Consider the following 25,492-nt stretch of genomic DNA (forward strand, 5'->3'; position numbering starts at 1 on the left):
ACCCGGCCGCTGTCACCGCGCACCCCTCCGGCGCGGCGACCACCGGCATGGCCCACGGGATCGCCGGACCGCTCGCGCTACTCGCCACCGCCCCACCTGGCCGGATTCACCGTCCCCGGCCAACGCGACGCCATCACCCACGCCGCTGCCTGGCTGCTGCGCTGGCGCGACGAACGCACCAGGACATGGGCCCCGCACATCACCGGCGACGACCTCGATGCCGGCCACGCCGCCCCGCCAGCCGGACGCGCCGACGCCTGGTGCTACGGCATTCCCGGCATCAGCCGCGCGCTCACACCCGCCGGCCAGGCCGCCAGAGAACCCGCGGTAGAGGAGGCCGCCCGGGACGCGCTGCGCCTCCTCGCGGAACGGCCGGGCCACTGGGACGTCGAAGGACCGACGCTCTGCCACGGATACGCCGGCGTCCTCCGCGCCGCCGACACCATCCACAACACGGCCGTCGCGAAGCACGCCGCGACCGCGGTCACCGACGCGTTCGACCCCACGCGCCGCTTCGGTTTCGCACACGTCGCCGGGAGCACGGCCACCGACCGGCCCGGCTTCCTCACCGGCGCCGCCGGAACGGCGCTCGCTCTCGCCGAGCACGCCACGTTCCCCGTCCCCGAGGGCCTGCGCACGGCCTGGGACGCCCTGCTGCTGTCCTGACCCCGTCCGTGTCCTGACCCCGTCCGGCCAAGACGGTCAGACCGCGGCGGGTGCCTGCTCAGCCACCCGGACGAGAACCCGGCTGTCGCGCTTGTCGACCGCAAGCAGCACACCCGACGCCTCCGGACGGACGGCATCGGCCGGATATGCCTCGATCCACAACTGGACGCCCTGCCCACCGTCACGGTCCCAGTCGCGGACCCGCCCGGCGAGCCGGGCCGCCAGATCGGCGCCCTGCGGGCCGTAGCCGCAGGCACCGATCTCGTAGCTGGGCATCTCCGCGTCGCCGTCAGGGCTCGGCCGCGTCGTGAGATACGCCAGCGTCCCACCCTCGACAACACCCATGCTTCCCCACGGCCCCTTCGGCGCCATCAGCCGGCCGGCATCGACCGCGGCCCGCGACACCAGAAGCCGGCAGAAGCCCTCCAACGTGGCCAGCCAGAAATCGAGATGCTCTGTCCAGCCCCACGGGACCTCGACCCCGGTCCAGCACACCGCCACAGGATGATCCAACGCGCCCCGCAGCACCGAGGCATCCCCCGGGCGATCGTCATCGAGCCGAATCGTCAGGTCCGGGCCGGCGCCGACCGGGATGTTCTGCTCACGAACGGCACCGACGCCGCGCATCGGCATGAACCCGTCCTCCACGACCGACCGGCTACGCAGAACCGCTCCGGCGCGCTCGAAGATAATTGTTCGGGTCAGGCCAAGCATCCGCAACGGCACCACCAGACGTCCGTCCTCGGCTAGCTGCTCCCACCAAGCCCTTGGACATCCCAGGCACCCGCCGTGACCACGATCCGGTCAAATGTCGCCTGTCCGGGCACACCGAGCATGCCATCTCCGTGGACCACGGTCACGGCCGCGCCCAGGCCGCTCAGCGCGGCGCGCGCCGCGGACGCCACGGCCTCGTCGTACTCGATCGTCGTCACGGAACCCGTCGGGCCGACCAGACGGGCGAGCAACGCCGCGTTGTACCCGGTCCCAGCACCGATCTCAAGAACCCGATGCCCCGGACGGACGTCGAGATCCTCCAGCATCCCCGCGACCGTGGCCGGCGCGGAGGCCGAGCTGACCGGAACCCCGTCGCCGTCGCGGTGGGTCACCACCGGGTCGGGCCCATAAGCGCGTTCCAGCGACACGTCGGGCACGAACACGTGCCTCGGCACCGCCCGCATCGCCGCGTCCACCTGGCCACTCAGCGCCGCGCCCGACGGCCGCAGGCCGTCCACCATCGCGTTCCTCAGCTTGTCCGCTGCCGCGGTCCCCGCCTCCAGACTCACGGCGCCAGTGTAGTTCGCCCGTCGCCGACCGTTCCCCGGTCGCCTCGCGCACACGCACCCGGTCTCGGCGACGTGGCGGTGCGCCAAGGCCAACTACGGCGATGGAATCGCTGTCCGGTAAAACACCTTGCCGTCATGCACGTGCGCACCCAAGGCGTCGTAAAAGGTCTGAGCCTGGGTGTTCTCCTGATCCGTGGTCCACTCCAAGCGGCTACGACCTTGCTCTTCGGCGATGGTCCGCAGGTGCTCCATGAGCATCCGCCCGACCCCGCGCCGCCGGGCGGCAGCGGAGACGTACAGCTCCTTGAGAAACAGCGAGTGCGTCACCCGGAACGACCTGCGTCTGCTTGTCGTCGACTACCTGCAGCTGATGACCTCGACGAGCCGGCGGGAGAACCGCGTCCAGGAGATGAGCGAGATCAGCCGCGGCCTCAAGACGCTCGCGATGGAGCTTGAGATCCCGATCGTCGTCGTGAGCCAGCTCAACCGCGCCTCTGACCTGCGCGCAGACAAGCGGCCGGCACTGGCCGACCTGCGCGACTCCGGCCAGATCGAGCAGGACGGGGACCTCGTGATCCTGTTGTACCGCGAGGACGCGGTCGAGAAGGAGTCAGCGCGCGCCGGCGAGGCCGACCTCATCCTCGCCAAGCACCGCAACGGCCCGACCAGCACGGTGACCGTCGCGTTCCAGGGCGCTACAACCGGTTCGTCGACATGGCCGGCTGACCGCACACGACTCACCGATCGCCGACGACGTCGCCACATTGCTCGACGACGAGCTGGCGGGCCTGCTGGGCCAGCACGAACGACTCCAGATCGACCAGCGCCTCATGCACCGGCACCGGTGACCACACCCACTCCCCCACCGGGTTGAGCCGGTTCTTCCCGTTCCCCTTGCATGGAACCTGCCCGACCGTGTGGATCAGGGGTGGATCCGGCGTCCGCGGACCCGGCGTCACTGCCGTCGCCGCTGCGCTCCCCGATCGGCGGCCCGGCGGTGACCAGCCCGGTCCCGGCGGTTACCGCGGCTGCCGCGAGGAGCAGCACAGCCACCCGTGGGGTGTCCACGGTCACCCGTTCGTGGAACACCGCGACTCCGATGATCATACTGAGCGCCGGATCGGCGAGAGTGATCGCGACCAGGGGCGCCGCGAGACGATCCTGGAAGGCGTTCTGGTTGAGGATGAACCCGGCCGCACCGATGCCGACGAGGGCATACAGCTGCCAGCCGGTCAACAGGCTGGACGGATCGGCGCTCAGCCTTTCGGCGCAGGCTTTCAACAGCCCGGCGGTCATCCCGTAGGTGATGCCGGTCGCCAGCCCGAGGTAGGTGGCGCGGCGCAGCGCGCGGGCGCGTCGGGCGAAGCCGACAGTCGCCGCGACCACCGGGCCGACCACGGCCACGGTCAGTAACCAGGCCAGGCTGGACGGTTCGGAGACCCCGTCGCCGGGCGTCGCGGCCAGCAGGAACACGGCGAGGCCCGTGGCGGCCAGGGCTGCCACGGCGAGATCGCGGCGGCGGGGCCGGCGCCGTTCGAACGCGGCCTCGAGCGGCACCGCCAGGAACAGCCCGCTGACAAGCAGCACCTGAACGACGGTGAGCGCGCCGAGGCCGAGTGCCAGCGTCTGCAGCCCGAGGCCGGCGACATCGGCGATCCCGCCGGCCAGCCAGAGGGGCCGACGCGTCAGCCGGAACAGCAGACGCGGATCCAGGACCTGGTGGAGTGGTTCCTGGCTGGCGGCGCGGTGTTGCAGCGCGGAGGCGCATGCGAAACAGGTCGCGGACGCGAGTGCCACCGGGACCGCGAGCACGCTCACGGCGCTGTTGCCGTGCGCGGGGCACCTTCCGCGGCGCCCGGGGCGGCACGGCCTGCGGAACCGTCCAGGCGGCCGGTGGGGCGGACCTCCCCGCCTGCTCGCGGGGCGAGGTGCTCGCGTAACGGCCCGACGCGAAGGCCGCGACCGGCGCATTCGTCGAGCAGCGCGGGGAGCGCGCCCAGGGCCGAACGCCAGGCTCCCGGGGCCGACGTGCAGTCGGAGTCGTGTAGCAGCACGGTCCCGCCGCCGACGAGGTCGCGGCGGACGGTGTCGAGAACGGAGCGCGGCGTGGCGCGGGAGCTCCAGTCCTTCCCCCAGGCTGTCCAGAGCACCGGCCGGAGCCGAAGGCGCCGGGCGGCCCGCAGCACCGCGGTGCTGAGCACGCCATACGGCGGGCGGAAGAACGCGGGCGTCTGCCCGGTCACGTCACCGACGAGATCACGCGCCCGGGCGAGGTCGTCATACGTGGCGGTCGGGCCGCGTAGCACGAAGTAGCGGTGTTCCCACCCGTGAACCGCCACCTCGTGGCCGGCCTGCACGAGGTCCCGGCCCAGCTCCGGCGCCCGGACGAGCATCGAGCCGAGCAGGAAGAAGGTGGCCCGGACCTCGTGGGCCGCCAGGGCCTCGAGAAACCGGGGGGTGGAGGTGGGGTCGGGGCCGTCGTCGAAGGTCAACGCGACGTGGCCGGGATCTCCCACGCCGGCCAGGCCGGGCACGAGCCGGCGCCGCAGCCCCGGCACCGACGTGAGCGCGGGCAGGGCGTGGACGGCCGCGACGGTCCCGGTCGCGGCGGCACCGGCCGCGGCGGTACGCCGTAGCAGGTGCCGGGGCAGGCCGCTCACCCTCGGAGCTCCGCCAGCGATCCGACCCGCATCGGCTGGCCGGCCGTCTGCCGGTCCAACCCGGCGAGGGTGGTGGCGAGCCCGCAGTCGGGCCGCTGCGCACACTCCACGAGCACGATCTCCCCTTGTCGTAGCGACGGGATCAGCGAACCGCCGCTGACGTGCTGGTTCGGAAGCACGATAGTTTCGTGCAGATACGCCGCTGTTCCCAGGTCCACCGCGTCCAGGTCGCCGTTGCTGAGGTAGAACTCCAGCGGGCGGCCACCGACCCGTTGCACGGCGGCGGCGGTGTGCCTGATCGCGGAGCGGCCACCGACGATCCCGGTCCGGTAGGGCGGGCCACCGCCGGCGTTGACCAGCGTCAGTCCCGACGCCGCCAGGGTCCGGGCGAGGTCGGGCCGGTGGTGGAGCAACGGGGCGTCCACCGCGACCGCGACCTGCCTGGCCTGCAACAGACGGACCGCGGCCGGGTCGAGACTGGTCTCCGGGCCCGGGTGGACGATGACGAAGACCTCGCCACGCCCGCCCGGCCGGGCGGCGTCGAACCCGTGCGCGACCGCGAGCTGGGTACCGACCGTCATGTTCCAGCCGACGACGACAGCCGTGGCCACGGCCACGACCACGCGCCGCGCCCAGCGGTTGCCAGCTGCCAGGGGTCCCTTCCGCCCGATGACGGCGGCCGTGCGCCCACCGACGGTGCCGGGGTGACCGTCCCGCCGTCCCGCGCCCTCGATGGCCTGGACGGCGACGGCCGTGGGGTCGGCGGCGAACAACGCCAGCCCGGCGGCTCGTTGCCGCCGGCCGCGGGGACCTTCCACCAGCTCGGCCAGGGTGGCCCGCAGCTCGGAGGGGGTGCGGATCCACGTCGAGACGCCGGCCTCGTCCAGGGCGGCCGCGTTGGTCCGACCGTGACCGGGAATCGGCCGGTAACTGGCCACGGGCAGCCCGCAGGCCATCGCCTCCAGGGATGTCAGGCCGCCGGCGTTCTCGACAAGCACGTCGACCGCCTGCATCAGGGCGGGCATGTCCTCGACCCAGCCCAACGGGCAGCCCAGCCCCGCTTCGTCCAGCCGTTCCCGTAACGCGGTGTTGCGGCCGCAGACGACCACCGGCATCGCCACGCCGGTAGCGGCGATCTCCGTGGCGGCGTGCTCGACATCGCCGACACCCCAGGATCCGGCCACCAGCAACGCCAGCCGCTCGCCGGCCGGGAGCCCGAACCGCTCCCGGGCCAGCCGACGGTCCGCGGCCGAGGCCGGGCGGAAACGGCCGGACACCAGCGGGCCGGTGATGACGACCTCCGTGGCCCCGAGCGCTCGCGCCTGGGCGGCACTGACCGCGTGCAACACGTAGTAGGCGTCGATGCCCGGCGCCACGCACAGCCGGTGGACCGAGAAGTCGGTGAGGAAGGTGAACGCCGGTACCGCCAGTGCGCCCCGCCGACGCAGTTTGCCGAGCAGCTGACCGGCCATCGGGTAGGTCGTCACGACCGCGACGGTGTCGGGCGGAAACAGAGCGCCCAGCTTCGACAGGAACGGCGTCATGAGGTTACGGGCCAGCATCGCAGCCCCGTGCGGTAACGCGGTCAGCCGGAAGAGCAGCGCGTAGACCCACGGCACGCGGTGCAGGACCGTCTCGTAGGCGTCGCGCATGCTTTCACCCAGTATCCGACCCAGCACAGTCAGAAAATCGTGGATGTCGACCTCGAAGCCGTGATCACGCAGGCGCCGCGCCCACTCCACGGCCGCCCCGTCATGGCCCGCGCCGACGCTGGCCGTGATGACCACCACCCGGCCACGCGAAGCTCCTGGTAATGGCACGGTTTCGTTTCGCGTGGACGCGGTCGGTCGCCGACGACCGAACAGCCCTCGTTTCCCGTGCCCTGTACCGCTGGTCACACGCCCCGCCCTCTGGCCCCACCGCGGATCCCACAGCGGGGCCGGAACCTCCCCGACCGGCAGCGGCCGGCCACCTCCCAAAAGTGATCACATCGGACCATGCGCATTACGCCTTCCGACGGGCCTTTCGGCGGGAAGAGCCACAAACCGGATACCGACCATAGCCGGACCACGGCCAGCGGGGCGCGGCACGTCACTCAGATCACCGCACGGACCAGGCAACGGCCCCCACCGGATCGGCGCGGGGGCCGTCGTCGCCGAGAACCTCACCGGCCTCGAGCAGCTGCTCGTCGCCCAGCAGGCCGGGCGATCGGCGGAGGTGTGGCTGTTCCCTGTCGATCGCGGGGGCCGACAGCACTCCCGTCCGCGCGGTGGCGCGCCTCGGCCCGCCGGCTCGTCGGCTGCCGACGGCGTGCCGGTGCGGCGACAGGTCGGGTTCGCCGGTCCCGCCGGCGGCGTCGTCGGCCGCGGGCAGGGTCGCCGGCACTCCACCAAACGGATACGCCACAGCCCCCGCGAACACGAAACCCGCTGCTACGAGTAGCATGAGCTCCCACAGTCGTTCAAAGCCCTGGTTGTGAACGAAACCAGGACAGCTCCAGATATTCTCCGGCCCTTCCTCTAAAACACTCCGAACAGCCGTCTGCAGCCACCGTAACTAACCATCTACAGGAACCGCGATATATTCGAAATCCTTGCTACAGCCGAGGTCATCCCACTAATGATCGAGCGAAATTACTCCCGTACATCACGTCCGTGGGCGTGGCTGGACGCCGCGAGTTCATATAAACTGATGAGCATCACCCCACGCCGCAGGCACCGCAGGAGCCACGGGCGGCTGCTCCCAGCCCTGGTCGGGCTAGTAATTGTGCTCATTACAGCAACCGGGCTCGCCGTCTACCACCATCCGTCGAGTGGACCCCGTCCACACACCGGCACATCGGCCGAAGCCTCGCGGTCAGCGGCGGTGCCGCCAACAGCGGGCATCTACGCCCACGCCGGGGCCGGGATGTTCAGCCCGGCGGTGAGCGGCGATCCGGCGCTCGTCTACGTGCCGAACCTGCGGGACGGGACGCTCACCGTGATCGACCAGAACACCATGCGGGTGATCGCGACCTACCGGACCGGGGCGGAACCACAGCACGTGGTCCCCTCATGGGACCTGCGCACCCTGTGGGTGAACAACAACCTCGGCAACAGTCTGACCCCGATCGACCCTCGCACCGGCCAGCCCGCTGGTCCGGCGATTCCGGTCAGCGACCCCTACAATCTGTATTTCACACCGGATGGTAGGTACGCGATGGTGATGGCCGAGGCAATCCACCACGTCGACTTCCGTGACCCGCACAGTTTCGCGCTGCGCCACAGCCTCGACGTCGGCACCCGGTGCGCCGGGGTCAATCACGCAGACTTCTCCCCGGACGGCTCCTACGCGATCGCCACCTGCGAGTTCGCCGGTCGCCTCGTCAAGATCGATATTGCTGCTCAGCGGGTGGTCGGCTATCTCGACCTCGGACCGCATGCCGCCCCCCAGGACATCAGGATCGAACCCGCGGGAAAGATCTGGTACGTCGCCGACATGAACGCGGACGGCGTCCACCTCATCGACGGTGACAGCTTCACGACAATCGGGTTCGTCGAGACCGGGCCGGAAACCCACGGGCTCTACCCCAGCCGCAACGACCGCTATCTTTACGTCACCAACCGCGGCGGTCACCTCATGTCCGACATGCCCCCATTCCCGCACGACGGATCCGCGGGCTCCGTGTCGGTCATCGACTTCGCCACCCGCAAGGTCGTGGTCACCTGGCCGATTCCCGGCGGAGGCACCCCGGACATGGGCAACATCAACGCTGACGGCTCCCGGCTCTGGCTGTCCGGTCGGCGCAGCAACGTCGTCTATGTCTTCGACACCGGCGGTACCGACGGCGACGATCCCGCGCGGGGAAGAATGCTGAGCAGGATTCCCGTCGGGCGAGAGCCGCATGGGCTGGCCGTCTGGCCGCAACCCGGCCGCTACTCCCTCGGCCACACCGGCATCCTGCGCTGACACAACCCGATGACTCCAGGATGCCGAAGCTTCAGCCGAACGTGCCGATCACCGTGTTTGCTGCCGGGCAATGGCCCGCTCGCTATCCGGATCTTGCCGGGCTGATCCTGCAGGCAGGTCACGAGCTGGACAACCATACCTGCACCCATCCCGCGCTGACGGAGCTGCCCGCGTCCCAGGTGAGCGAGGAGATCACGGCATGCCGTGACGTGCTGGCCCGGCTGGCGCCCGGGGAGGGCCGTTACTTCCGCCCCTCGGGCACCAGCCAGGCGACACCGTTGATCCTGACGGCGGCGGGAGCGGCCGGCTACCGGACCGTGGTCGACTTCGACTGCCGCTGCCGAAACCGGCCGGGATCAACACGAGGCCCGGCGAGGACAGCGAACCGGCCGACGAGGGCGCGCCCGAAAGATCGGAGGCCGTCCCCACACAAAGATCAGAAGTAGGCTAGTTCACAAAGAATCTTGCCTAAAAAATCTTGACAAGTTCCGCGTCCTTCATGATTGCCGAACGCTTCGGCTGCCGCGTGGACGGAGTGAACTACTGCGGCCACCACATCGATTTCGCCGAGCGGATCGCGCGCCGCCGCGGATGGGCGGACCGGGTCCGCTTCCACTTCGCGAACATGGCCCATACGCCGTTCCCCGACCAGTCGTTCGACGCGATCGTCTCCAACGAGACCACAATGTGTGTGGACATCGACGAGGTGTTCGGCGAGTTCGCCCGGCTGCTGCGCCCCGGCGGACGCTACGTGGCGATCACCTGGTGCCGCAACGACGCCGTCGACCCCCGGTCGCCAGCCTCCCGGAAGATCGACGCGCACTACCGCTGCGCCATGCACCCGCGCAGCGCCTACTTCACCGCACTCGCCGCCCACGGACTGGTCCCCTTCCACGTCGCGCGGCACACCGAGGCGGCGATTCCTTACTGGGAGCTGCGGGAACGGTCGTCGCTGCGCACCGGCGTGGAGGCACCGTTCCTCGAGGGTTACCGCGAGCGCAGCATCGACTATCTCGCCATCGCCGCGGAACGCAGGTAACCGATGTCGCGCGAACCGGAGAATTGCGGAGCACGGCTGGGTCCACCCGGCCAGTGTCCGCGTGCTGCGGGCCTGGCAGACCCAGTACCGGATACTGGGAATGCACGATCCGGGCCTGCTGGCCCATGTGCCTCCCGGGGCGGATCTGGCCGCGGTGCTCGACCGGCTCGCCGAGCTGGGCGTTCTGGTCGACCTGCGCGCCCACGGCGGCCCCGTGCACCTGGACCTGACCCGGTCCGGCCAGCCGCTGCGCCAGATCGTCGCCGCCGACGGCCGACCCAACTACCTGGCCTGCGCCCTGCGTGAGCTACTGCCGCTGGCCGGCGATCACGACGAGATCGTGCTGGCCCACGATCCCGAACTCGACGCCGACTACCGCCTGCTGTCCCACGTGCTCGAGATGGCCGGGGCCACCGTGCGCCGCTACAGGCTGTACTTCATCGCCATCCTCGGCCCCGGGCCGGAGCAGTCGCTGCGCGAGGACCTGCTGCGCCACTGCGTCGCACGCGCCGAACGGCTGTGCGAGAACAGCGGCGGCCCGGCCCCGGGGCGCGGTGGCGAACCAGCCGACCCGCCGGGCCGGTCCGAGCTGCTCGAACTGCTCGAACGACACCGCGGCCGTCACCTGTACATCGATCCCTACCGCCTGACCTCCCACGCCTTCGGCCGGCGACGGCCCGCGCCGACCAGGCAACTGCTGTCCGAGGCGTACCTGTGACCGGCGACGCGCCGCCGGCCGGCGACGTACAGGCACTGCTGCGCGCGAGAGCCGCCGCCCGCTTCCGCGCGGCCCGCCCGGACCTGGCACCCCGCTTCGACCTGGACAGCATCACCGGCCTGCTCGCCGCGCGAGAGGCGGTGCGCACAGCGCCGGACGACCCACCGGTGCGGGCCGTCGCCGTCCTCGGCCGCCTCGACCTCGCCGCCTGGACACGCGCGGCCTGCGAGTTCCTGCTCGCCCTACCGTCAGACCAGGCAGCGGCCTGGCAACGGTCCCTCACGATGACGATCTTCCTGGCGGGCAGCCCCGCGAACCTGCGCGAACGGTTCACGTTCGACCATGTCGCCGGGCCCTACGCCTGGCGGGGGCCGGCCCCCGCAGCGGCACACACCGGCCTGTGCCGGCTGCTGCGCACCTTCGAAGCGTCACGCCCGCTGGCCACCGACCAGGCAGTGCGGCGTATCGACCTCCCACAAGGGCCCGACGCCGCGCCCCGGCCATGCCGGGAACTGCTCGTGGAGATCGCGACCGCACGTGTCCCCGCGTCCCGCGCGCTGGTGCACCTACACCATCTGCTGGCGGACGCGGTCCTGGGCGGCCGCATCGGCCCCGGCGACCGATTGACGCTACGGCCGGTGCCTCACATCGCGGCGACGGACCGGTCGATTCTTGCCCTGCGCATCGACCTCGACCAGCCCGGCGGGTCCGACGACTCCGACGACTCCGGCTGGTCCGGCAGGCCCGGTCAGCCGGGCCGGCCGGACCAGCCCCGGCTGCGCGCCTACGCCGCCCTCCGTCCCCCAGCTCCGCCAGCCGCCGCGCCATCGTTCGATGGGGTCCTCACCCGCGACGATGCGAGCCTTCGCTGGGCGGCCGACGACTTCGGCCATCTCGTCCACCATCGTCCCCGGGCCGTGCTCCGGGCCGCGAGCGTGAGCGATGTCGTGCGGGCCGTCCGGCTGGCGCTCGACATGGGGTGCACCCTCACCGCTCGCGGCCGCGGACACTCGGTGTACGGGCAGGCGCAGGCGGCGGACGGCCTCGTCGTCGACATGTCCGGACTGAACCGGGTTGATGGCGTGACCGCGAGCACGATCCGCGCACAGGCCGGCGCGCGCTGGGCGGACGTCGTCGACGCGGCGCTCGGGCGCAGCCGGGCCGTACCGGTGCTCACCGACGTGGTGGACACCTCGGTCGGCGGCACCCTGAGCGTCGGCGGGATCGGCGGCGCCAGCCACCGCCACGGCCTGCAGATCGACAACGTCGCGGAACTGTCCGTCGTCACCGGAACCGGGCAGCTCCTGACCTGCTCGCCCACCCGTGACCGGAGCCTGTTCCACGGGGTGCTCGGTGGGCTCGGCCAGTGCAGCCTGATCGTCGCTGCCACGCTTCGCACGGTGCCGGCGCCGCGTCGGGTGCGCTACGGGCTGCGAGCGCACCACAGCCTCGATCGCTGCCTCGCCGTACTGCGACGGCTCGCGGCCGACGACGGACCCGACTTTCTGCAGGGACATGTGCTGCTGGCCGCATCAGGCAGGTGGCAGTACGCCGTCGAAACCGCCGTGTACGAGTACGGCCCCCGCTCCGACCACGATCATGCCCCCGGCACGGCGACCGGCTCCGCTGCCGGGACCGGGACCGGGACCGGCCGGCAGGCCGAGGCCCGCTCCTACCGGGACTTCGTCCATCGGATGGCCCCGGCGGAGGCGGCAGCGCGGGCAAGCGGGGAGTGGTTCCAACCGCACGCCTGGCTCACCGTGCTCATGCCCGACGCGACCGTGTCCACGCTGGCCGCATCGGTATTCGGCGGCCCCGCTCCCCGGGGGCTCACCGGACCGGCTGAACCCCGGCTGGTCGGCCTGCTGTTTCCCATCCACCCCGGCAACGCCGACGGGTCGCCCACGCCGATCCCGATGCCGGCCGGACCGGGCCCCGTGTGGGTCCTGTCGGTTCTGCGCGGCGGCCGTGCCGACGACCCCGCCGGCGCGGCGGCGCTCGTCGAGGCGAACCGGGCGACGCGCGACGCGGCCGTCGCCCTCGGCGGCACCGTCTACCCGATCAACGCGGTGCCGACGCAACCGGACTACTGGCGGGCCCACTTCGGCCAGCAGTGGCCTGGCCGCCAAGCCCTGCGGGCACGGTTCGACCCGGCCGCGATCCTCACCCCCGGATACGGGATACCGCGAGATGACGCGTGACAGAGACGGCGGGGCTCTGTTGCGTCCGGTCGGGCTGGGTCCCGGCGGAACGGGAGCGGACGCGGGCGTGTCGACGGCCACGACGGCAGCTGGATGCGCCGCATGGCTGTCGCGTGTGCCGCCAGCTCGTCCGCCGACACAGGACCCGGCCGTACCGGCCACCCGGCCGGCCCTCCACATCCGCGGAGATCCGCCAGTCGATGATGACCCGACGCAGCCGTGAACCGTCTGGCAGCCTTGCGGCTTGGGTACCAGCAGAGTCCCGTCCTGGCACTGATCTGGCACTGATCTGGCACTTCGGCGACGAGTGCCACGCCGACCGCGCCCGCGACGGCGCGGCCGAGTCGCGGACCGTCACCCTGCGGACGCCGGCCCTGTAGTCGTCCGGCTACAGGTTCTGGCCAGCCGCGAAGACCCTACATACCGCCGGGCCGGCAGCAGGTGCCCACCACCGACGCCAACTGGGTGTACCGGCTGGTCGGGATCGAGACACTCACGTTCGACAGGCACGCCGTGCTGGACCCGCGCAGTCCCGGCGGCGAACGCTCGATCCTCGGCCGCCCGGACCGGGCCCGGCGTGTCGGACCGGAAACACCGTTCGAGGGAGGCTCCCCGACAGGCAGCCCGGCTATTGATCGTTTCCGGTTTCCGGCACCCACGCGTGACCGCCCGGCCGGGGACGCGGCCTTGAGAGATGCGCCGATACGGTGGGTCGATCTGGGCAAGAATGTACAGATGCGGATCACGATCGCCGATCGGTCCCGCGTTGAAAGCCATTGGTGACGGGGGACGGGGCCATATCCATGCTCCTTGACGACTTCACGACGGCGCCACACTCGGGCGACGCTCCCGCCGCCACGGCAAGGGGATCGCGGACCGGGCTGCCGGACGCGGACATGCGTCGGGCGGTCCGCGTTCTCGTCGTCGCCGCGGTGCGGCTCTATCGCGACTGGTTGTGCCGGTGGCTCGACGCCGACCCGATCACGGTGGTCGGCGCGGCGCCCGACGTCGCCCTGGCCGCCAGGACCGCCGGCCTGCTCCGCCCGGACGTGATCCTGCTCGACCCGCCCGCCGGCACGCCGGCGCCACTGGTCAGAGCCTTACTGATCGCCGCACCCAGGGCGCGGGTCATAGTGCTCGGGCTGCCGGAGACGCGGACCGGCGACGTCGTCCGCTGGGCGGAGGCCGGCGCGGTCGGCTACCTGCCGCTCGATGCCGATCTCGACGATCTCGTCTACACGGTGCTGAGTGTCGCCGACGGCGAGATGCCGTGCTCGCCGGCCGTCGCGGCCGGCCTCGCCCGGCGGCTGGCCACGCTCGCGAGGACGGATCCCCTTGTCCACGCGCAACGTCCACAGGCCGGTCTTGCCCCGACGGCCGCTCCGGCGACGGCCGTTCCACCGGAAGCCCCCGCCTCGGGACCGGCCCTGGCGTTGCCCTGCCCTCCCGAGGGCTGCCAGCCGGAGGAGCGCTCGCCGGCCGGGGACGCGGCGACGACGGGAGGCACGTCCCCGGGGCCGGCGGCTCCGGATGCGGCGGAAGCGGGATCCGTGCGGGCGGCCGAGCCCGCGTGGAAGACGGCATCGGCGCCCGGGCGGCTCACCCGGCGGGAGATCGAGGTCGCCGTCCTCGTCTGCCAGGGCTACGCGAACAAGCAGATCGCCACCCGCCTGCGCATCTCCGTCGCGACCGTGAAGAACCACGTCCACAACATTCTCGCCAAGCTCGGGATCGACCGGCGCGACGGCATCTGCCGCGTCCTCGGTCCCCGCGAGATCCTCCCCGCCCGGTGAGCTCCCGGCCGGGCGGCTGACCGGTGCGCGCCGCCCGCGCTCAGCCCCGCGGCCCCTCCGGCGTGATGCTCCCGGTGGGAGGATGACGTCGGTCACGCCGGGGATCCTGACCGGCGGACCGGCGATGATGACCGGCGGGTCGGGGATCGTGGCCTACGGAACGACCCAGAACCAGGTGTCCAGGTCGTCACCTGTCAGCACCGCTCCCCCCGCGCCGCGTATCAGGTTCCCCTTCAGCGTCACCCGGCACCGGACTCCCTCGCGGCTTGCGCCGAGCCGGCCCTGTAGCTCGGTCCAGCCCTGGATCAGCCGCTGGACGGCGTCGGCACCGAGGCCGTCCGGGACGAGACGTGGGCTGAACGTCCAGGTGTCGTCGCCGGCGGCCTCCAGGTCCCCGACGAGGATGGTGCTTCGCAGGCCCTGATAAGAGGTGCCGAACTCGACGGCCTGGAAGGGATGCTCGATCGTGAAGACGAACGATCCCGGGTTGAGGGTGCTTTCGTCCATCGGTTCCGTGAAGGTGACACGCAGCGGTTCTTTCCCGAAGAACAGGTCGAGGGGCCTCTTCTCGCCGACGGCCCAGTTCTTGTCCCGGATTTTCGGGCCGGCCGGCGGGACCGGGCCGTCCGCGGCGAGGGACGCCCGGAAGTGGACGGGCAGCGCCGCGGGGAACCTGGAGTCCTCAAGGGTCGCGGTCACCTGGTGGCAGGCGGCGTTGCTGTCACCGAACACCCACTCGGCCTCCGCCAGGCCGGCCGCGCCGGTATGACCGCTCGTGACCACCACGGAGCTCGCGAGCGGATTGGTGTTCGCGTTCGGTCCCGGGTCGCCGTCATATTCGCGCACCCTGTCACCGCTGATGTCCGCGGTGAACCTGATCCGCGTTTTCACCGGCTGGCCGTCCGCGTCCTCGACCGCGACCGTGAGGCGACAGCTCAGTTCACCGTTGCGCCGGCCGGTCTGGCCGTCGCCACCGGAGGCCCGCAGCCGCAGGAAGTTGCGGACGGCCAGCGCGCGGAAGCGGACCGGCAGCCGCGCGGTGGGCGGCGCGGCGGTGCTCGCCGTGGCGGGCAGGTACGCCTCGACGGTCTGTGTGCCGGCGTCGGCGCCGAGCGTCCAGGTCAGGGAGATCCGCCCGTCGCCGTCGGTCAGGTGCTCGTTGTTGTCGTTCGGGATGGTTTCGCCGTCCCGGACGAGGCTCCCGCCGCCGGTCAGGCCGAACGTGACCAGGACGCCGGGGACGGGACGGCCGAAGCCGTCCTCGACACCGACGATGATCTTCCCTGGGAGCGGCCGCCCCGGCCGGCTCTCCTGACCGTCGCCGGAGACGTAGCGCAGGGCCCGCTGGGCGCACTGGGCGTCGAACACCTGCTGGAGGTCGGCGACCCCGAGGGGACGGCTCGCGCAGTCCTCGACGCGGACGTCGGCGGCGTGAATGTCGGTGAGCGGGGGGAACAGGTCCCGGCAGTCGGTCACCGCCGCCGCCGGCGGCTCGTTGTCGCCCGTAATTCTCCACTCGACCAGCGCCAACTTGCGGTAACGATGGGTGATTCCCGCTGGCGGGGCCTGCGTCAGCTCGGTCACCGACGCCGTCGCAGCCCGGGCGGCGAACGTCCAGTGGTCGCCGGTCCGGAAGGCCCCGCCGGAGAAGCTGACGGAGATTCCCTCCTCAAGGCTGATCGGCCCGGCGTCCACAGGCACACCGAGGCCGTTGCCGTCGCCGTCCACCGTCGGGGCGGCTTTCCCGGTCGCCGACGCGGGGACGTCCCAGCGCCGCAGCCTGGGATGCTGTCCCGCGGGGACGGCGACGACCGGGGTGGCGAGCGTGACGGTCCGGGCCGCCTCGTCGACGTCGGCCACCTGTCGTAACGCCCCCGGGCTCCCCGCCAGCTCGGTGGCGTCGTCGAGGACCTCGACCCAGTCGTCTTTCCGCACGGTCAGCGCCTGGTCCTTGCCGAGGCGCGCCAGCCGGACGACCGTCGTCGTGCTCGCAGGCGGCGGGCCGGCGCCGGGTTCGAACGAGTCGATCGGGAAGACGACGGCCCCGTTGTCGCGGGACCACACGAACGTCGCGGGATGCGTGACGCCCGCTCCGCCGAGCGGGCCCCCACGGTGGATCTCCACGCGGTACAGCCTGTTCTCCAGGCCGCGATATCCGCCGTCGACGGTGAACGAGCACGGGCGCGGCGGCTCCTCGGGCTCGGTGTACGCCACGGTCAGCCGGCCGCCGCTCGCCTCGGGCGGCCAGCCGGGAAGGTCGTCCGCGCAGCTCAACGACCCCGCGTTCACCCGCTGGACGCGGATCTGGGCTACCGTCCGTATTCGGGTGGCCGTGTCCGGGCCACCCAGCGCAACCTCCCGCAGGCTCGGGTCCTCCACCGCGGTGACGTGCCTGGTCCACACGTCGAGGTAGACGACGTCGGACACGGGCAGTGATGGGCCAAGCGGGTCGGACGGATTCGGGAGCGCGATCGGCTCGGGACCCGGCAGGTCCGGCTGACCACGGTACGTCAGGGCACGCCGGAGCAGCACCGCTCCCGTCGCGGGGCCGGGGCGCAACGCGCCCGCGTCGCCCTCCAGGGTGACGCTGACCTGCCCGTTCGCGGTCTCGACGGCCTCCGTGGCCCAGTAGAACGGCCCCTCGGGCCTGGTCGACGCCACCGGCGACGCCGATGACAGCTCGACCCAGAAGCCCTCGGCGGCGGCCGAGCCCTGGGCGGCGGCCGGCAGCAGGTCCCGGCCCTCCCCGGCGGAGAGGGTGACGGTGGTGGTCGCCGGCGGTCCGCTCGATACCAGCACGCCGGCGACGGCGGCCGGGGGCGCGCCGAGCTCGAGGAGGAGGCCGTTCACATAGATCCGCCCGGCGGTGACCCCGTAGTCCAGCACGGTCCCGGTGCCGGTGCCGGTGCTGGACCGGGTCAGCGGTGTCACCAGGCCGGCCGCGTTGTCCCGGGGCGCGCCGGACGGGCCGATCACGTCGGTGGCCCGGGTGCGGTCCAGGTGATCGACGATCGCGACGTGTTCGTTCCAGTCGGCGTCGAGGGTGACCCGGCCCTGCTGGGTGAGCACCCCGCGGTTGTGGGCACGAGGGTCGAAGGTGAAGCGGGTGAAGTCGCCCTTCATCGCGAGCGTCGATTCCTCTCAGCAGGTCACCGGTCACCGGGTCACCGGTCACCGGACGGGTCAGGTCACGTAGATCAGCCGGGCCGCCATGCCGAACGGGGCGTACTCGGCGAGGCGTTCGCGCAGGTTGGCCTCGCGCTGGGGCTGTCCGAGACCCGCGTAGGCGCCGATCTCGGTGCCGTTCTCGCCGCCGGTCCGGATCTCGTCCGCGCAGGCCAGGCCGAGCTGGGCGTAGCCGGGGTCGCCGTAGCGGGTGGAGGTGAACGCCGGCACCGGCCGCGCCCGGATCGCGGCGGCCCCAGCGCTCCCGGCGGCCCCGGCGCTCCCCGCGGCCCCGGCACTCCCCGTACTCCCAGCGGTCCCAGCGGTCCCCGTGGTCTCCGTGGTCCCGGCGGTCCCGGTGACGCTGCCCGCGGCCGCCGGCGCGTCGTCCGGCAGGCAGCGGTAGCGGCGGGGTGTCGTCGACCCGGGCGGCAGGTAGCTGTACCGGACGCAGCCGCGCTGCCGGCGCTCGGCGGCCACCGGCGCGGTGAACAGGGTCTCGGAGGCCAGGGTGAGCTCACGGACGCACACCTCGCCGAACACCGTCGTGCGGACCAGCCGGGCCGGCGGCCCGGGCACGGCCACCAGCGGCGTGCCGCCCGGCCCGGGGCTCCGGGGCAGGCCCGCGACCGCCGGCAGCCGGGCCGCCCCGGGGACGGATGGCGCGTCGACCACGCTGTCGCTCACCGACAGCGATGCCGCCTCGGCGGTGACCCGCAGCGGGCCGGTGACGCACCGGTCGACGTCGACCCGGGCCCCGGCCGCCGCATCGGTCACGACGAGGCTCGGCTCCGCGGGGAAGAGCGGCCGGCCGGACTCGGGAGCGAGCCTGGGGCTCAGCCGGCGCCCCGGGACGAGCGTGCAGTGGGCGAGGCGCACCAGCCGGCGCGGCGCGTCCACCGTGACCGTGCCGGCGATCAGCAGGCCGTTGCACTCGAGCGTGGCGTCCGGGCCGTAGCCACCGACGACGACGTCGCCGATCAGCGTGGGCCGGCAGCCCGGCCCGGCCTGGATGACGAGTTCGGCGCCGGGCCGGTCGAGCCGAAGGTCCTCGGTGTACGTCCGGCTGTCGTTGATCTGGATGACGGCCCGGCGGTGCACGGCTGGCCGCCAGGCGGCCAGTGCCTGCCCGATCGTGGTGATGGCGGGGCCGTCGGGGCCGGCCGGTGTCGGCACCTCGATGAGGACGTCGAGCGCGTCCGGGTCGGCGAGCGTGTCCGGGCCGGCGAACGGGTCGAACGCGCCGGACGAGCCCGACGAGCCCGACGAGCCCGACGTGCCGGGCGGCGCGGGCGGGCGGCGCCGGTCGTACGGGCCGCCGCCCAGCGGCGCGGGGAAGCCGTGGGTGGCGGCCGCCTCCAGTTCGCCGGGGGCCGGCGCCTGCCCGACCGGGAACGTCACCCGTCCCAGGCGGACGTCCAGCGCCACCTTGCCGGGCGGTGGGCGCTCCCAGGTCGACAGGTCACGAACGACGATCGCGCCGGCCGGCACGGGCCTGCGCTCCCCGTTCGGCAGGACGCGGACCAGATGGACGGAGGAGGCGTCGTCGAAGCCGTAGTAGTCGCCGGGCCGGCGGCACATCGCCCACGGCCGGATCGGCCCGGGCACGTGGATCTCGGCCGTGAGCCCGGTGGGGCCGGCCTCCGGGCGAGGATGGGTGAACAGCGGCGCCGGGCTGCCCAGGGGGTTCAGCGCCCATCCGAAGCAGCCGGGATCGTCCGCCGCCCCGGTGGCCGGCATGACCGGCGCCGGGGTCAGCCCGACCAGCCGGAACGCCGCCAGCCGCCACATGAACACCCCCAGCGTCCGGATCCCGTACCACCCCTGGTGAGACGTGCGGACGTCGGTGTCGACCCCGGCGCTGGTGATCGGGGACCGGACGTCGACGGTGTGGCTCGCGGTGTCGAACGGGCCGCCGACACGGTCGGCGGCGTCGGCGTCGCGCAGGTTCACGGTGCCGGCCCCGGCCAGCGCGTACGGGTCGCGCCGGCGCGGGTCCGCCTCGGGCGGGACCGGGCGCGTCCGGAGGTGGTCGAGGTGCTGGTTCCAGGCCAGGGACTCGACGAACGCCACCGCGTGCGCCGGCCACCCGGTGACGTCCCGGGCCAGCTCCGCCAGCATCGCGAGGGTGCCCTTGCGGCGCCGGTAGTGGATGGTCCTGGCGACGTCGGCCCGCCGGCGGGTCGCGACCTCGTGCAGCGGGCTCGTGCCGAGCAGGTCGCCGATGTACGGGACGACCCATTCGGCGCACGTCTCGACGAACATGTCGTCCCACAGCCCGCCGATGTCGGCGCGCACGGCGTCGACCTGCTCGCCGATCACCTCGAGCAGGGCCGCGAGCGGGCCGCCGCGTTCGGCGTCCCGCAGCCGGTACAGCGCGGGCAGCAGGCCCATCAGGTCGATCGGCTCGTCGTCGGTCATGGTCGGGTCCCTTCTCCGGCGGAGCCGCCGGGCACCGTGCGGCCCGCGAGACGAACGTCGGCGTCGGCCGGTGCCGCGAACCGGGCGAGCTGGGCCGGGCCGACCGGGACGCGGCGGACGGGCTTCCCGGCCGGCCCCGCGAGGCGCTCGACGTCGACCCGCTCGACGCCGTCCACCCGGGCGAGCACCGCGTAGACGGTGCTGAGGTGGACGTCCTCGTCGAAGTCGCGGGCGTCGAAGGCGAACGCCGCGAGCAGCGCGACGCGCGCCGCGTCCAGCACGGTCTCGGCGACCCGGCCGGGAGCAGGCGTGATCGTGGCGGTGACGGTGACGTCCACGGGCTCGTGGCCGCCGACGTCGATCCGCCGGTTCGGGTCACGGCGGGCCGCCAGGTGGGCGGTCAGGTCCGCCAGCAGCCGCGTGCCGGTGAGGACCGCCCCGTCGCGACCACCCACGGTGAGCGCGACAGCGTGCTCCTCACCGGTCCAGAACATCCTGGCCCGCGCCTTGCCGACGCCGGGGAACGCCCGCGCGGCCTCCTCGACGTCACGCAGCGACACCACCCGGTCGAAGGTCCGCACGCTCGCCGGCGCGAGGCGACGGGTCTCGGAGGGGTCCTCGGGCGGGGCCGCGCCCTGTGTCGGCAGCGGGTTGGTCACGCCGGTCAGCCCGACCGGCCTGGTCAGCGCCACGGTCAGCCGGTCCGCGGCGACGTCGCCGTCGGCCGCGTCGCCGTACCGGTACCGGGCGACGACGTTGCCCCGCCCGGTCGGCGGCCGGGCGCCCGTGACCCCGTCGCCGAACCGGACGGTCGTGGCCCGCTCCGCGTCGACGTCGGGGACGAACACGCGGTCGGACGGGCCGGTGCCGTGCAGCGTGCCGACCGGCCGCCACACGGTCGAACCGGTGACGATCTCCAGCATCGGCGCGATCCCGCCGGGCGCCCCCGCCGACCGCCGGAACATCAGCGGGCCGCGCGCGAGCGGGAACTCCTGGAACGCGGCGGACGCGTCACCGTCGCCGAGCACGTCCGCGAGCACGTCGTCGCCGTGCGACGCGGGCGCGACGTTGCCGCGCAGAGCCGCGCTCGCCCCGTCAAGCTCGCGGGGCAGCGGCGGGTCGATCGTGAGCCGCAGATACCCGGGCCCGGCCGGTGTCGGCACCGTCGGCACCACCGGTGTCGATGTCGGCGTCGGCGTCGGCGTCGGCGTCGCCCGGACGATCGTGGCGGCGTGCGGCCGGGCGTCGTCGTCGTCGTCGATGATGATCCGCCGCCCCCGGGTGAAGCCCGCCGCGGCCGGGAGCAGGACGTGCACGTCGGTGGCGCCGGCCGGTATCCGCCCGTCGTGGACCCGGCCGGTCAGCATGACCGGCGGCCCGGTGATCTCGTGGACGATCGCGGTCCGCCGGTCCAGCGGCCCGTCCGTCCCACGGTCGCCGGCCAGGGTGACACGCGCCGCGACACCCTCCTCGACGGCGACCGACGATGGTGGCGCGGCCGTCGACGTGGCCGCCGACGGTGGTGTGGCCGTCGACGGTGGTGTGGCCGTCGACGTGGCCGGGAGCGGTAACGCCGTGAACCCGGGCGGCCAGAAGGACGTCACCGTGGCCGACCCGACCGTGGCCTGGCCTGCCGTGACCGAGCCGACCGGCCCGAGGAAGAGCGCGCGCAGGACCGTGCCCGAACCGGCTGGGACCGAACCGGCCGGGACCGAGGTGGCCGGGACCGAGGTGGCCGGGCTGACGACCGCGATCGTCGATCCCGCGGCCAGGTCGCCGGGCGCCGCGTCGAGCTCGATGCTCCGAGCGTCTGTCGGCACCGCGAAATTCGTGCCGTAGGACGCCCAGCCGACCGTCGGGAGCGCGGACGCTCCCGCCGGGTACATCCCGGGAGTCGAGACGTTGACGCTGCCGGGCGCCGCGTGGCCGAACAGGCGGAACGACCGGCCGAGTGGGTGCAACGCCCACCCGGCGTAGTCGGTGAGGACCGGCGTCGACCAGCGGATCATCGTCCGGGGCTCGCCCCCGTCGTCCACCGTCTCGACGGCGGCGACGGTTCTCAGCTCGACCTCGGTGCCGGTCCCGGTGCCGGCCCTGATCCCGGCCGGCGCGGACGCGGCGGGGGGCACCAGGAGGAACGTCGCCCCCGGATCGGGTACCGGCGCTCCGGGTGGCAGCAGCCCGCCGTCGGGCCACGGCGGCGGGCCACCGGCCGGGAAGCCGCCGGCGGGCGGAGCGGGCACGATGCGGACGGTGTTGAGCCGCGCGTCGGCGTCGACCGGCGCGTCGGTGGTGAAGATCTTCGGCGGCCCGCCCCCCGCCGGTCTGCTCTGTACCCGCAGGCCCGCCGGCAGCGTCAGGGCCGGCCCGTCGTCGGCCACGGTGAACGCCAGGTCCACGGTGGCGGCGGCCCCGGGCCGGGGGCGGTGGCCGAGCAGGCCGGCCAGCCTGTGCACCGAGTCCGGCAGGACGGCGGTGCGCAGGTAGTTCTCGGTGGCGATCCGCTCCTGGTAGAAGGTCAGGATGTCGGCGACGTACGCCCACAGGTCGAGCAGGACCATGCCGGCGTCGTCCGGGGCGCGCGACGTCCAGCCCGCGAGCTCGGGCCGCCGGGCGACGGCCCGCCGCAGCTCCCGCAGGAACGCCGGATGGTCCCCGATCCGGTAGTCGATCCTCGCCAGCCCGGGGCGGTTGGCCGGCTGGTTCGGGGGCGGGCTCACAGGCCACCGCCGAGGTCGAGGCGCAGCACGCCGTTCTCCGGCCGGTCCGGGTCGTTGTCCAGCCGGATGACCTCCCGGGGGCCGGCCTCGACGGACCCGCGGTCGAGGTTGGCGGCGGTGACCGGCCGGTCCGGGTCCGGGTCGTCGTCGTGCAGCCGGGCGAACCGGCGGACGTCGGCGGAGGCGACGCCGGCCACGTCCAGCACCCGCGCGTAGAGCCGGCCCAGCGTCAGCGGCTCGCCGAAGGTGAACCCGTCCGGGTGGAACAGCCCGCGCCGCCCGCCGGGCAGCGCGGCGGTGCCGAGCTCGGCGGTCAGCGCCCGTTCGACGTCCGCGCGCAGGTGGCCGGGGGCGACGCAGATGTCGATGTCGATCGCGAGCGGGACCTGGGAGGCCCCCCGGATCTCCAGGTCGTAGCCGGCCTGGGCGAACCCGCCGACGAACGCGGCGATCCGCGCCGCCAGGTCGTCGGACAGCTCGGCCCGCCCCGCCGGGTCGACCGTGAGGAACACCGTGTGCCAGCTTCCGGTCCAGCGGAAGTCTGCGACCGCGCGGGACACCTCGGGCAGGCGCATCGCGACCTCGGCGTAGTCCGCGGCCGTGACCGCCCGCAGCTGCGTGGCCCGGAACGCGGCCGGGGCGAGCGCCCGCACCACGTCCACCGGTTCGGGTGCCGCCCCGCCCCATGCCGGCAACGGGTTGCGCACCCGGATGATCCCCGACGGTGGCTCGGCGGGCACGCCGGAGCCCGCGACAGCCAGCGGCACGCGCTCGGCCGGCTCCGGCTCCGCCGTGGACGGGGCAGACGTGGGCGAGGCAGGCGCGGGCGAGGCAGGCGCGGGCTCCGCCGCGGGCGGGGCGAGGTGGACGAGCGTGTCCGCGCCGACGTTCCCGTCGGGGCCGACGCCGATCCGGTAGGTGACGTCGATGACGGCGCCGTCCGGCGCGGCGGCCCCGCACCCACCATCACCGAACCGGACGACGGCCCGCCCCTCGTCGTCGGTCTCGACGGTGACGTGCCGGTCGAACGGGCCGGAGGTGAGCAGATCCCCTCCCGGCGCCGGCTGCCACCCCCGCGGCGGCGGGCCGGTGGACGTCGTCAGCCGGCTGATCTGGGCTTCGGCCTGCCTCGGGTCGACGTCACGCAGCGCGGCGGCGGGCGTGCGCCGGTCGCCGGGCGGCACGCGGAAGCTCAGCGGCCCGCGGTCGAGGCGGAACCGGTACGGCCGGGGGCCGGTGCGGATGCCGGCCGGCCCGCCGGTGTCGGTCACGGTCCGGCCGTGGTCGGCGAGCACGATGTTTCCCCGCGCCACGCCGAGGGGCGCGACCGGCGTGCCGTCCGGGGTGCGGCCCGACAGCGGCAGCGGGAAGGTGAGCGCGTCCGCGTCGGCCCACCGGACCCTCGTCAGCGCCAGCGGCGCGGACCTGCCGTCCGCGCCGGTCGTCCCCAACGGGTCCGTGGCCGACTCGACGGCGGTGAGCCGGACGACCTGGCGGTGGGCCGGATCGGCGTCGGCGGCGAGCCCGGTGACCGGGTCGCGGATCTCCTCGAACAGCAGCAGGTCCCCGACGGCGAGCGGCAGCGTCGCCCCGGCCGGCGATGTCGTCCCTGTGGTCGTGGCGGCCTGGTTCACCGGGTCCGCGTTCACCAGGTCCGCCGCGGTCGCGCCGGCCGGCAGCGCGCACTCCAGGCTTCCCCAGGCGTGGATGTCGATCGTCCCGAGTTCCGGGTGCAGTGCCAGGTCCGTGACGGTCTCGAAGACGGCGGCGGCGGCCTCGACGGCGTCGGCGGCCACGTCCGCCGGGAGCAGCGCCGGGTACGGCGGGACACGCCGGCCGAGCGGGCGGTCCAGCGCCGGCAGCACCCGGGTGCCCGCCGGCAACGTCCCGGCACCGGCGCCGGCTCCCGGGCCGGCGGGGCCCGTGCAGTCGACGTGGACGAAGACGCGGGCGGACGCCCCGTCGTGCATGCGGTAGTCGACGAGCCGGGCATGGCGGCGCACGGAGATCCGCTGCCGGGCGGTCGATAGGAACGCCTCCCGCGCGACCGCGTCCTGGTAGTAGCTGAGCTGGTCGCCGACGTAGGAGAGCAGCTCGACGAGGGCGATGCCGACGTCCGCCGGCTCGCGTTCGGTCCAGCCGGGGACGAGCAGCGCCAACCGGTCGAGCAGCGCGCGCCGGAAGCTCGCGTAGTCCTTCGCCAGGTAGTCGACGACCGGCGACGGGCCGGTGGCCGCGGGCTCGCCGGGTGTCGGCCCGCAGTCGAAGCGGCTCGGGCAGCCGGCCTTGAAACTGAACGCGCAGACGGCGTAGGCGGGGTCGAGATGTTCGCTGTCGATACGCAGCGTGTACGGCGAGAAGTCACCGGCCCGGTCCACCTCGACGACAACATGGTCAACGGGGCTGTGCAGACCGACGGGGCTGACTGGGCCGACTGGGCCGACTGGGCCGACGGGACCGCTCGGGCCGAGGGGGCCGAGTGCGCCGAGTGCGCCGAGTGCGCCGATTGGGCTGACGGGGCCGCTCGGGCCGGCGGGGCCGGCCGTGTCCGCGACGGCGTGGACGGCGACGACGCGCAGCTCCCGGACGCGGGTGCCGCCGGTGACGACGCAGCGGCCGGGCCGGTCGAGCAGTTCGGTGACCAGCGCGTCCGCGCGCGTCCCGAGCGGCCGGACGAAGTGGACGTGCAGGTAGCGCTGGGCGTCCAGCCCGTCGGCGCCGAACCCGGCCGACGTGTCGCTGTAGACCTCCAGGTGGTCGATGCCGTTGCGGCCGCTCGCCAGCAGCACGCGGCGGCGCGCCTCGTCGGCGCGCTCGAGCACCGGTATCGCGGACGTTCCCCCGCTGGTCATCGTGTCCGTCTCCGTCGCCTTCTGTC

General features: G+C 73.5%; 19 protein-coding genes and 1 pseudogene. 9 read left to right on the forward strand and 11 right to left on the reverse strand.

Annotated features, from left to right (window positions below):
• On the forward strand, window positions 1-666 hold a 666-nt coding region (locus NBW84_RS03340), incomplete at its 5' end, for a lanthionine synthetase LanC family protein (protein WP_445548619.1).
• A 36-nt stretch (window positions 667-702) separates the two neighbouring features.
• On the opposite strand, the gene NBW84_RS03345 is transcribed toward NBW84_RS03340, so the two are convergent.
• The 3 genes from NBW84_RS03345 to NBW84_RS03355 all read right to left on the reverse strand — a co-directional run bounded on the left by NBW84_RS03345 (window position 703) and on the right by NBW84_RS03355 (window position 2,276).
• Entirely contained in the window at window positions 703-1,395 is a 693-nt protein-coding gene (locus tag NBW84_RS03345; protein WP_250281580.1) for a hypothetical protein, read from the reverse strand.
• 17 nt (window positions 1,396-1,412) lie between these two features.
• The gene (locus NBW84_RS03350; protein ID WP_250281582.1) at window positions 1,413-1,949 is read right to left on the reverse strand and encodes a methyltransferase domain-containing protein; all 537 of its coding nucleotides are present in this window, start codon (window positions 1,947-1,949) and stop codon (window positions 1,413-1,415) included.
• 93 nt (window positions 1,950-2,042) lie between these two features.
• Window positions 2,043-2,276, reverse strand: coding sequence for a GNAT family N-acetyltransferase (locus tag NBW84_RS03355; protein WP_250281584.1), 234 nt, complete (start codon window positions 2,274-2,276; stop codon window positions 2,043-2,045).
• Between the two features lies 1 nt (window position 2,277).
• Between NBW84_RS03355 and NBW84_RS03360 the strand changes: the two are divergent.
• Window positions 2,278-2,675: pseudogene (locus NBW84_RS03360) on the forward strand (DnaB-like helicase C-terminal domain-containing protein); the annotation flags it as partial.
• 102 nt (window positions 2,676-2,777) lie between these two features.
• On the opposite strand, the gene NBW84_RS03365 reads toward NBW84_RS03360, so the two are convergent.
• The 4 genes from NBW84_RS03365 to NBW84_RS03380 form a co-directional block, all read right to left on the reverse strand.
• Window positions 2,778-3,767, reverse strand: a complete 990-nt coding sequence (locus NBW84_RS03365; RefSeq protein WP_250281586.1) for a DMT family transporter — start codon at window positions 3,765-3,767, stop codon at window positions 2,778-2,780.
• Entirely contained in the window at window positions 3,764-4,600 is an 837-nt protein-coding gene (locus tag NBW84_RS03370) for a polysaccharide deacetylase family protein (protein WP_250281624.1), read from the reverse strand. The genes NBW84_RS03365 and NBW84_RS03370 overlap by 4 nt, the downstream gene beginning before the upstream one ends.
• A gap of 5 nt (window positions 4,601-4,605) precedes the next feature.
• On the reverse strand, window positions 4,606-6,399 hold the full coding sequence (locus NBW84_RS03375) for an MGDG synthase family glycosyltransferase (RefSeq protein ID WP_250281588.1): 1,794 nt from the start codon (window positions 6,397-6,399) through the stop codon (window positions 4,606-4,608).
• A gap of 310 nt (window positions 6,400-6,709) precedes the next feature.
• Window positions 6,710-7,054: a hypothetical protein gene (locus NBW84_RS03380; protein ID WP_250281590.1), complete on the reverse strand. Its 345-nt coding sequence runs from the start codon at window positions 7,052-7,054 to the stop codon at window positions 6,710-6,712.
• Window positions 7,055-7,300: 246 nt separating this feature from the next.
• On the opposite strand from NBW84_RS03380, the gene NBW84_RS03385 reads away from it, so the two are divergent.
• The 7 genes from NBW84_RS03385 to NBW84_RS03415 all read left to right on the forward strand — a co-directional run bounded on the left by NBW84_RS03385 (window position 7,301) and on the right by NBW84_RS03415 (window position 14,308).
• The gene (locus tag NBW84_RS03385) at window positions 7,301-8,557 is read left to right on the forward strand and encodes a YncE family protein (protein ID WP_445548503.1); all 1,257 of its coding nucleotides are present in this window, start codon (window positions 7,301-7,303) and stop codon (window positions 8,555-8,557) included.
• Between the two features lie 20 nt (window positions 8,558-8,577).
• Window positions 8,578-9,003, forward strand: a complete 426-nt coding sequence (locus NBW84_RS03390; protein WP_250281594.1) for a polysaccharide deacetylase family protein — start codon at window positions 8,578-8,580, stop codon at window positions 9,001-9,003.
• Between the two features lie 32 nt (window positions 9,004-9,035).
• Complete coding sequence (locus NBW84_RS03395) at window positions 9,036-9,596, forward strand: SAM-dependent methyltransferase (RefSeq protein WP_250281596.1); 561 nt, start codon at window positions 9,036-9,038, stop codon at window positions 9,594-9,596.
• A gap of 100 nt (window positions 9,597-9,696) precedes the next feature.
• Window positions 9,697-10,314 (forward strand): hypothetical protein, encoded by a 618-nt coding sequence (locus tag NBW84_RS03400; protein WP_250281598.1) that lies wholly within the window; start codon window positions 9,697-9,699, stop codon window positions 10,312-10,314.
• On the forward strand, window positions 10,311-12,515 hold the full coding sequence (locus NBW84_RS03405) for a DUF6182 family protein (RefSeq protein WP_250281600.1): 2,205 nt from the start codon (window positions 10,311-10,313) through the stop codon (window positions 12,513-12,515). Before NBW84_RS03400 ends, NBW84_RS03405 begins: the two co-directional genes overlap by 4 nt.
• 441 nt (window positions 12,516-12,956) lie before the next feature.
• Window positions 12,957-13,298 (forward strand): hypothetical protein, encoded by a 342-nt coding sequence (locus NBW84_RS03410; protein ID WP_250281603.1) that lies wholly within the window; start codon window positions 12,957-12,959, stop codon window positions 13,296-13,298.
• Between the two features lie 20 nt (window positions 13,299-13,318).
• On the forward strand, window positions 13,319-14,308 hold the full coding sequence (locus NBW84_RS03415; RefSeq protein WP_250281606.1) for a LuxR C-terminal-related transcriptional regulator: 990 nt from the start codon (window positions 13,319-13,321) through the stop codon (window positions 14,306-14,308).
• 153 nt (window positions 14,309-14,461) lie between these two features.
• On the opposite strand, the gene NBW84_RS03420 is transcribed toward NBW84_RS03415, so the two are convergent.
• The 4 genes from NBW84_RS03420 to NBW84_RS03435 form a co-directional block, all read right to left on the reverse strand.
• Window positions 14,462-17,431 (reverse strand): DUF6519 domain-containing protein, encoded by a 2,970-nt coding sequence (locus NBW84_RS03420; RefSeq protein ID WP_250281608.1) that lies wholly within the window; start codon window positions 17,429-17,431, stop codon window positions 14,462-14,464.
• Window positions 17,432-17,491: 60 nt separating this feature from the next.
• Window positions 17,492-19,894 carry a hypothetical protein gene (locus tag NBW84_RS24060; protein WP_445548620.1) on the reverse strand — a complete coding sequence of 801 codons (2,403 nt, stop codon included), beginning with the start codon at window positions 19,892-19,894 and terminating at the stop codon, window positions 17,492-17,494.
• The gene (locus tag NBW84_RS03430; RefSeq protein WP_250281610.1) at window positions 19,891-22,614 is read right to left on the reverse strand and encodes a hypothetical protein; all 2,724 of its coding nucleotides are present in this window, start codon (window positions 22,612-22,614) and stop codon (window positions 19,891-19,893) included. The genes NBW84_RS24060 and NBW84_RS03430 overlap by 4 nt, the downstream gene beginning before the upstream one ends.
• A partial coding sequence (locus tag NBW84_RS03435) for a hypothetical protein (RefSeq protein ID WP_445548621.1) occupies window positions 22,611-25,492 on the reverse strand: 2,882 nt, incomplete at its 5' end. The genes NBW84_RS03430 and NBW84_RS03435, both read right to left, overlap by 4 nt.

It is taken from the genome of Protofrankia sp. CiP1_Cm_nod2, assembly GCF_920664355.1.
Taxonomy (GTDB): Bacteria; Actinomycetota; Actinomycetes; order Frankiales; family Frankiaceae; genus Protofrankia.

Bases quoted from the DNA above. Each gene is read 5' to 3' on its own strand.
- NBW84_RS03380 (WP_250281590.1), bottom strand. From the start codon at position 7,054: ATGCTACTCGTAGCAGCGGGTTTCGTGTTCGCGGGGGCTGTGGCGTAT.
- NBW84_RS03385 (WP_445548503.1), top strand. From the start codon at position 7,301: ATGAGCATCACCCCACGCCGCAGGCACCGCAGGAGCCACGGGCGGCTG.
- NBW84_RS03390 (WP_250281594.1), top strand. From the start codon at position 8,578: ATGCCGAAGCTTCAGCCGAACGTGCCGATCACCGTGTTTGCTGCCGGG.
- NBW84_RS03400 (WP_250281598.1), top strand. From the start codon at position 9,697: ATGCACGATCCGGGCCTGCTGGCCCATGTGCCTCCCGGGGCGGATCTG.
- NBW84_RS03415 (WP_250281606.1), top strand. From the start codon at position 13,319: ATGCTCCTTGACGACTTCACGACGGCGCCACACTCGGGCGACGCTCCC.
- NBW84_RS03420 (WP_250281608.1), bottom strand. From the start codon at position 17,431: ATGAAGGGCGACTTCACCCGCTTCACCTTCGACCCTCGTGCCCACAAC.
- NBW84_RS24060 (WP_445548620.1), bottom strand. From the start codon at position 19,894: ATGACCGACGACGAGCCGATCGACCTGATGGGCCTGCTGCCCGCGCTG.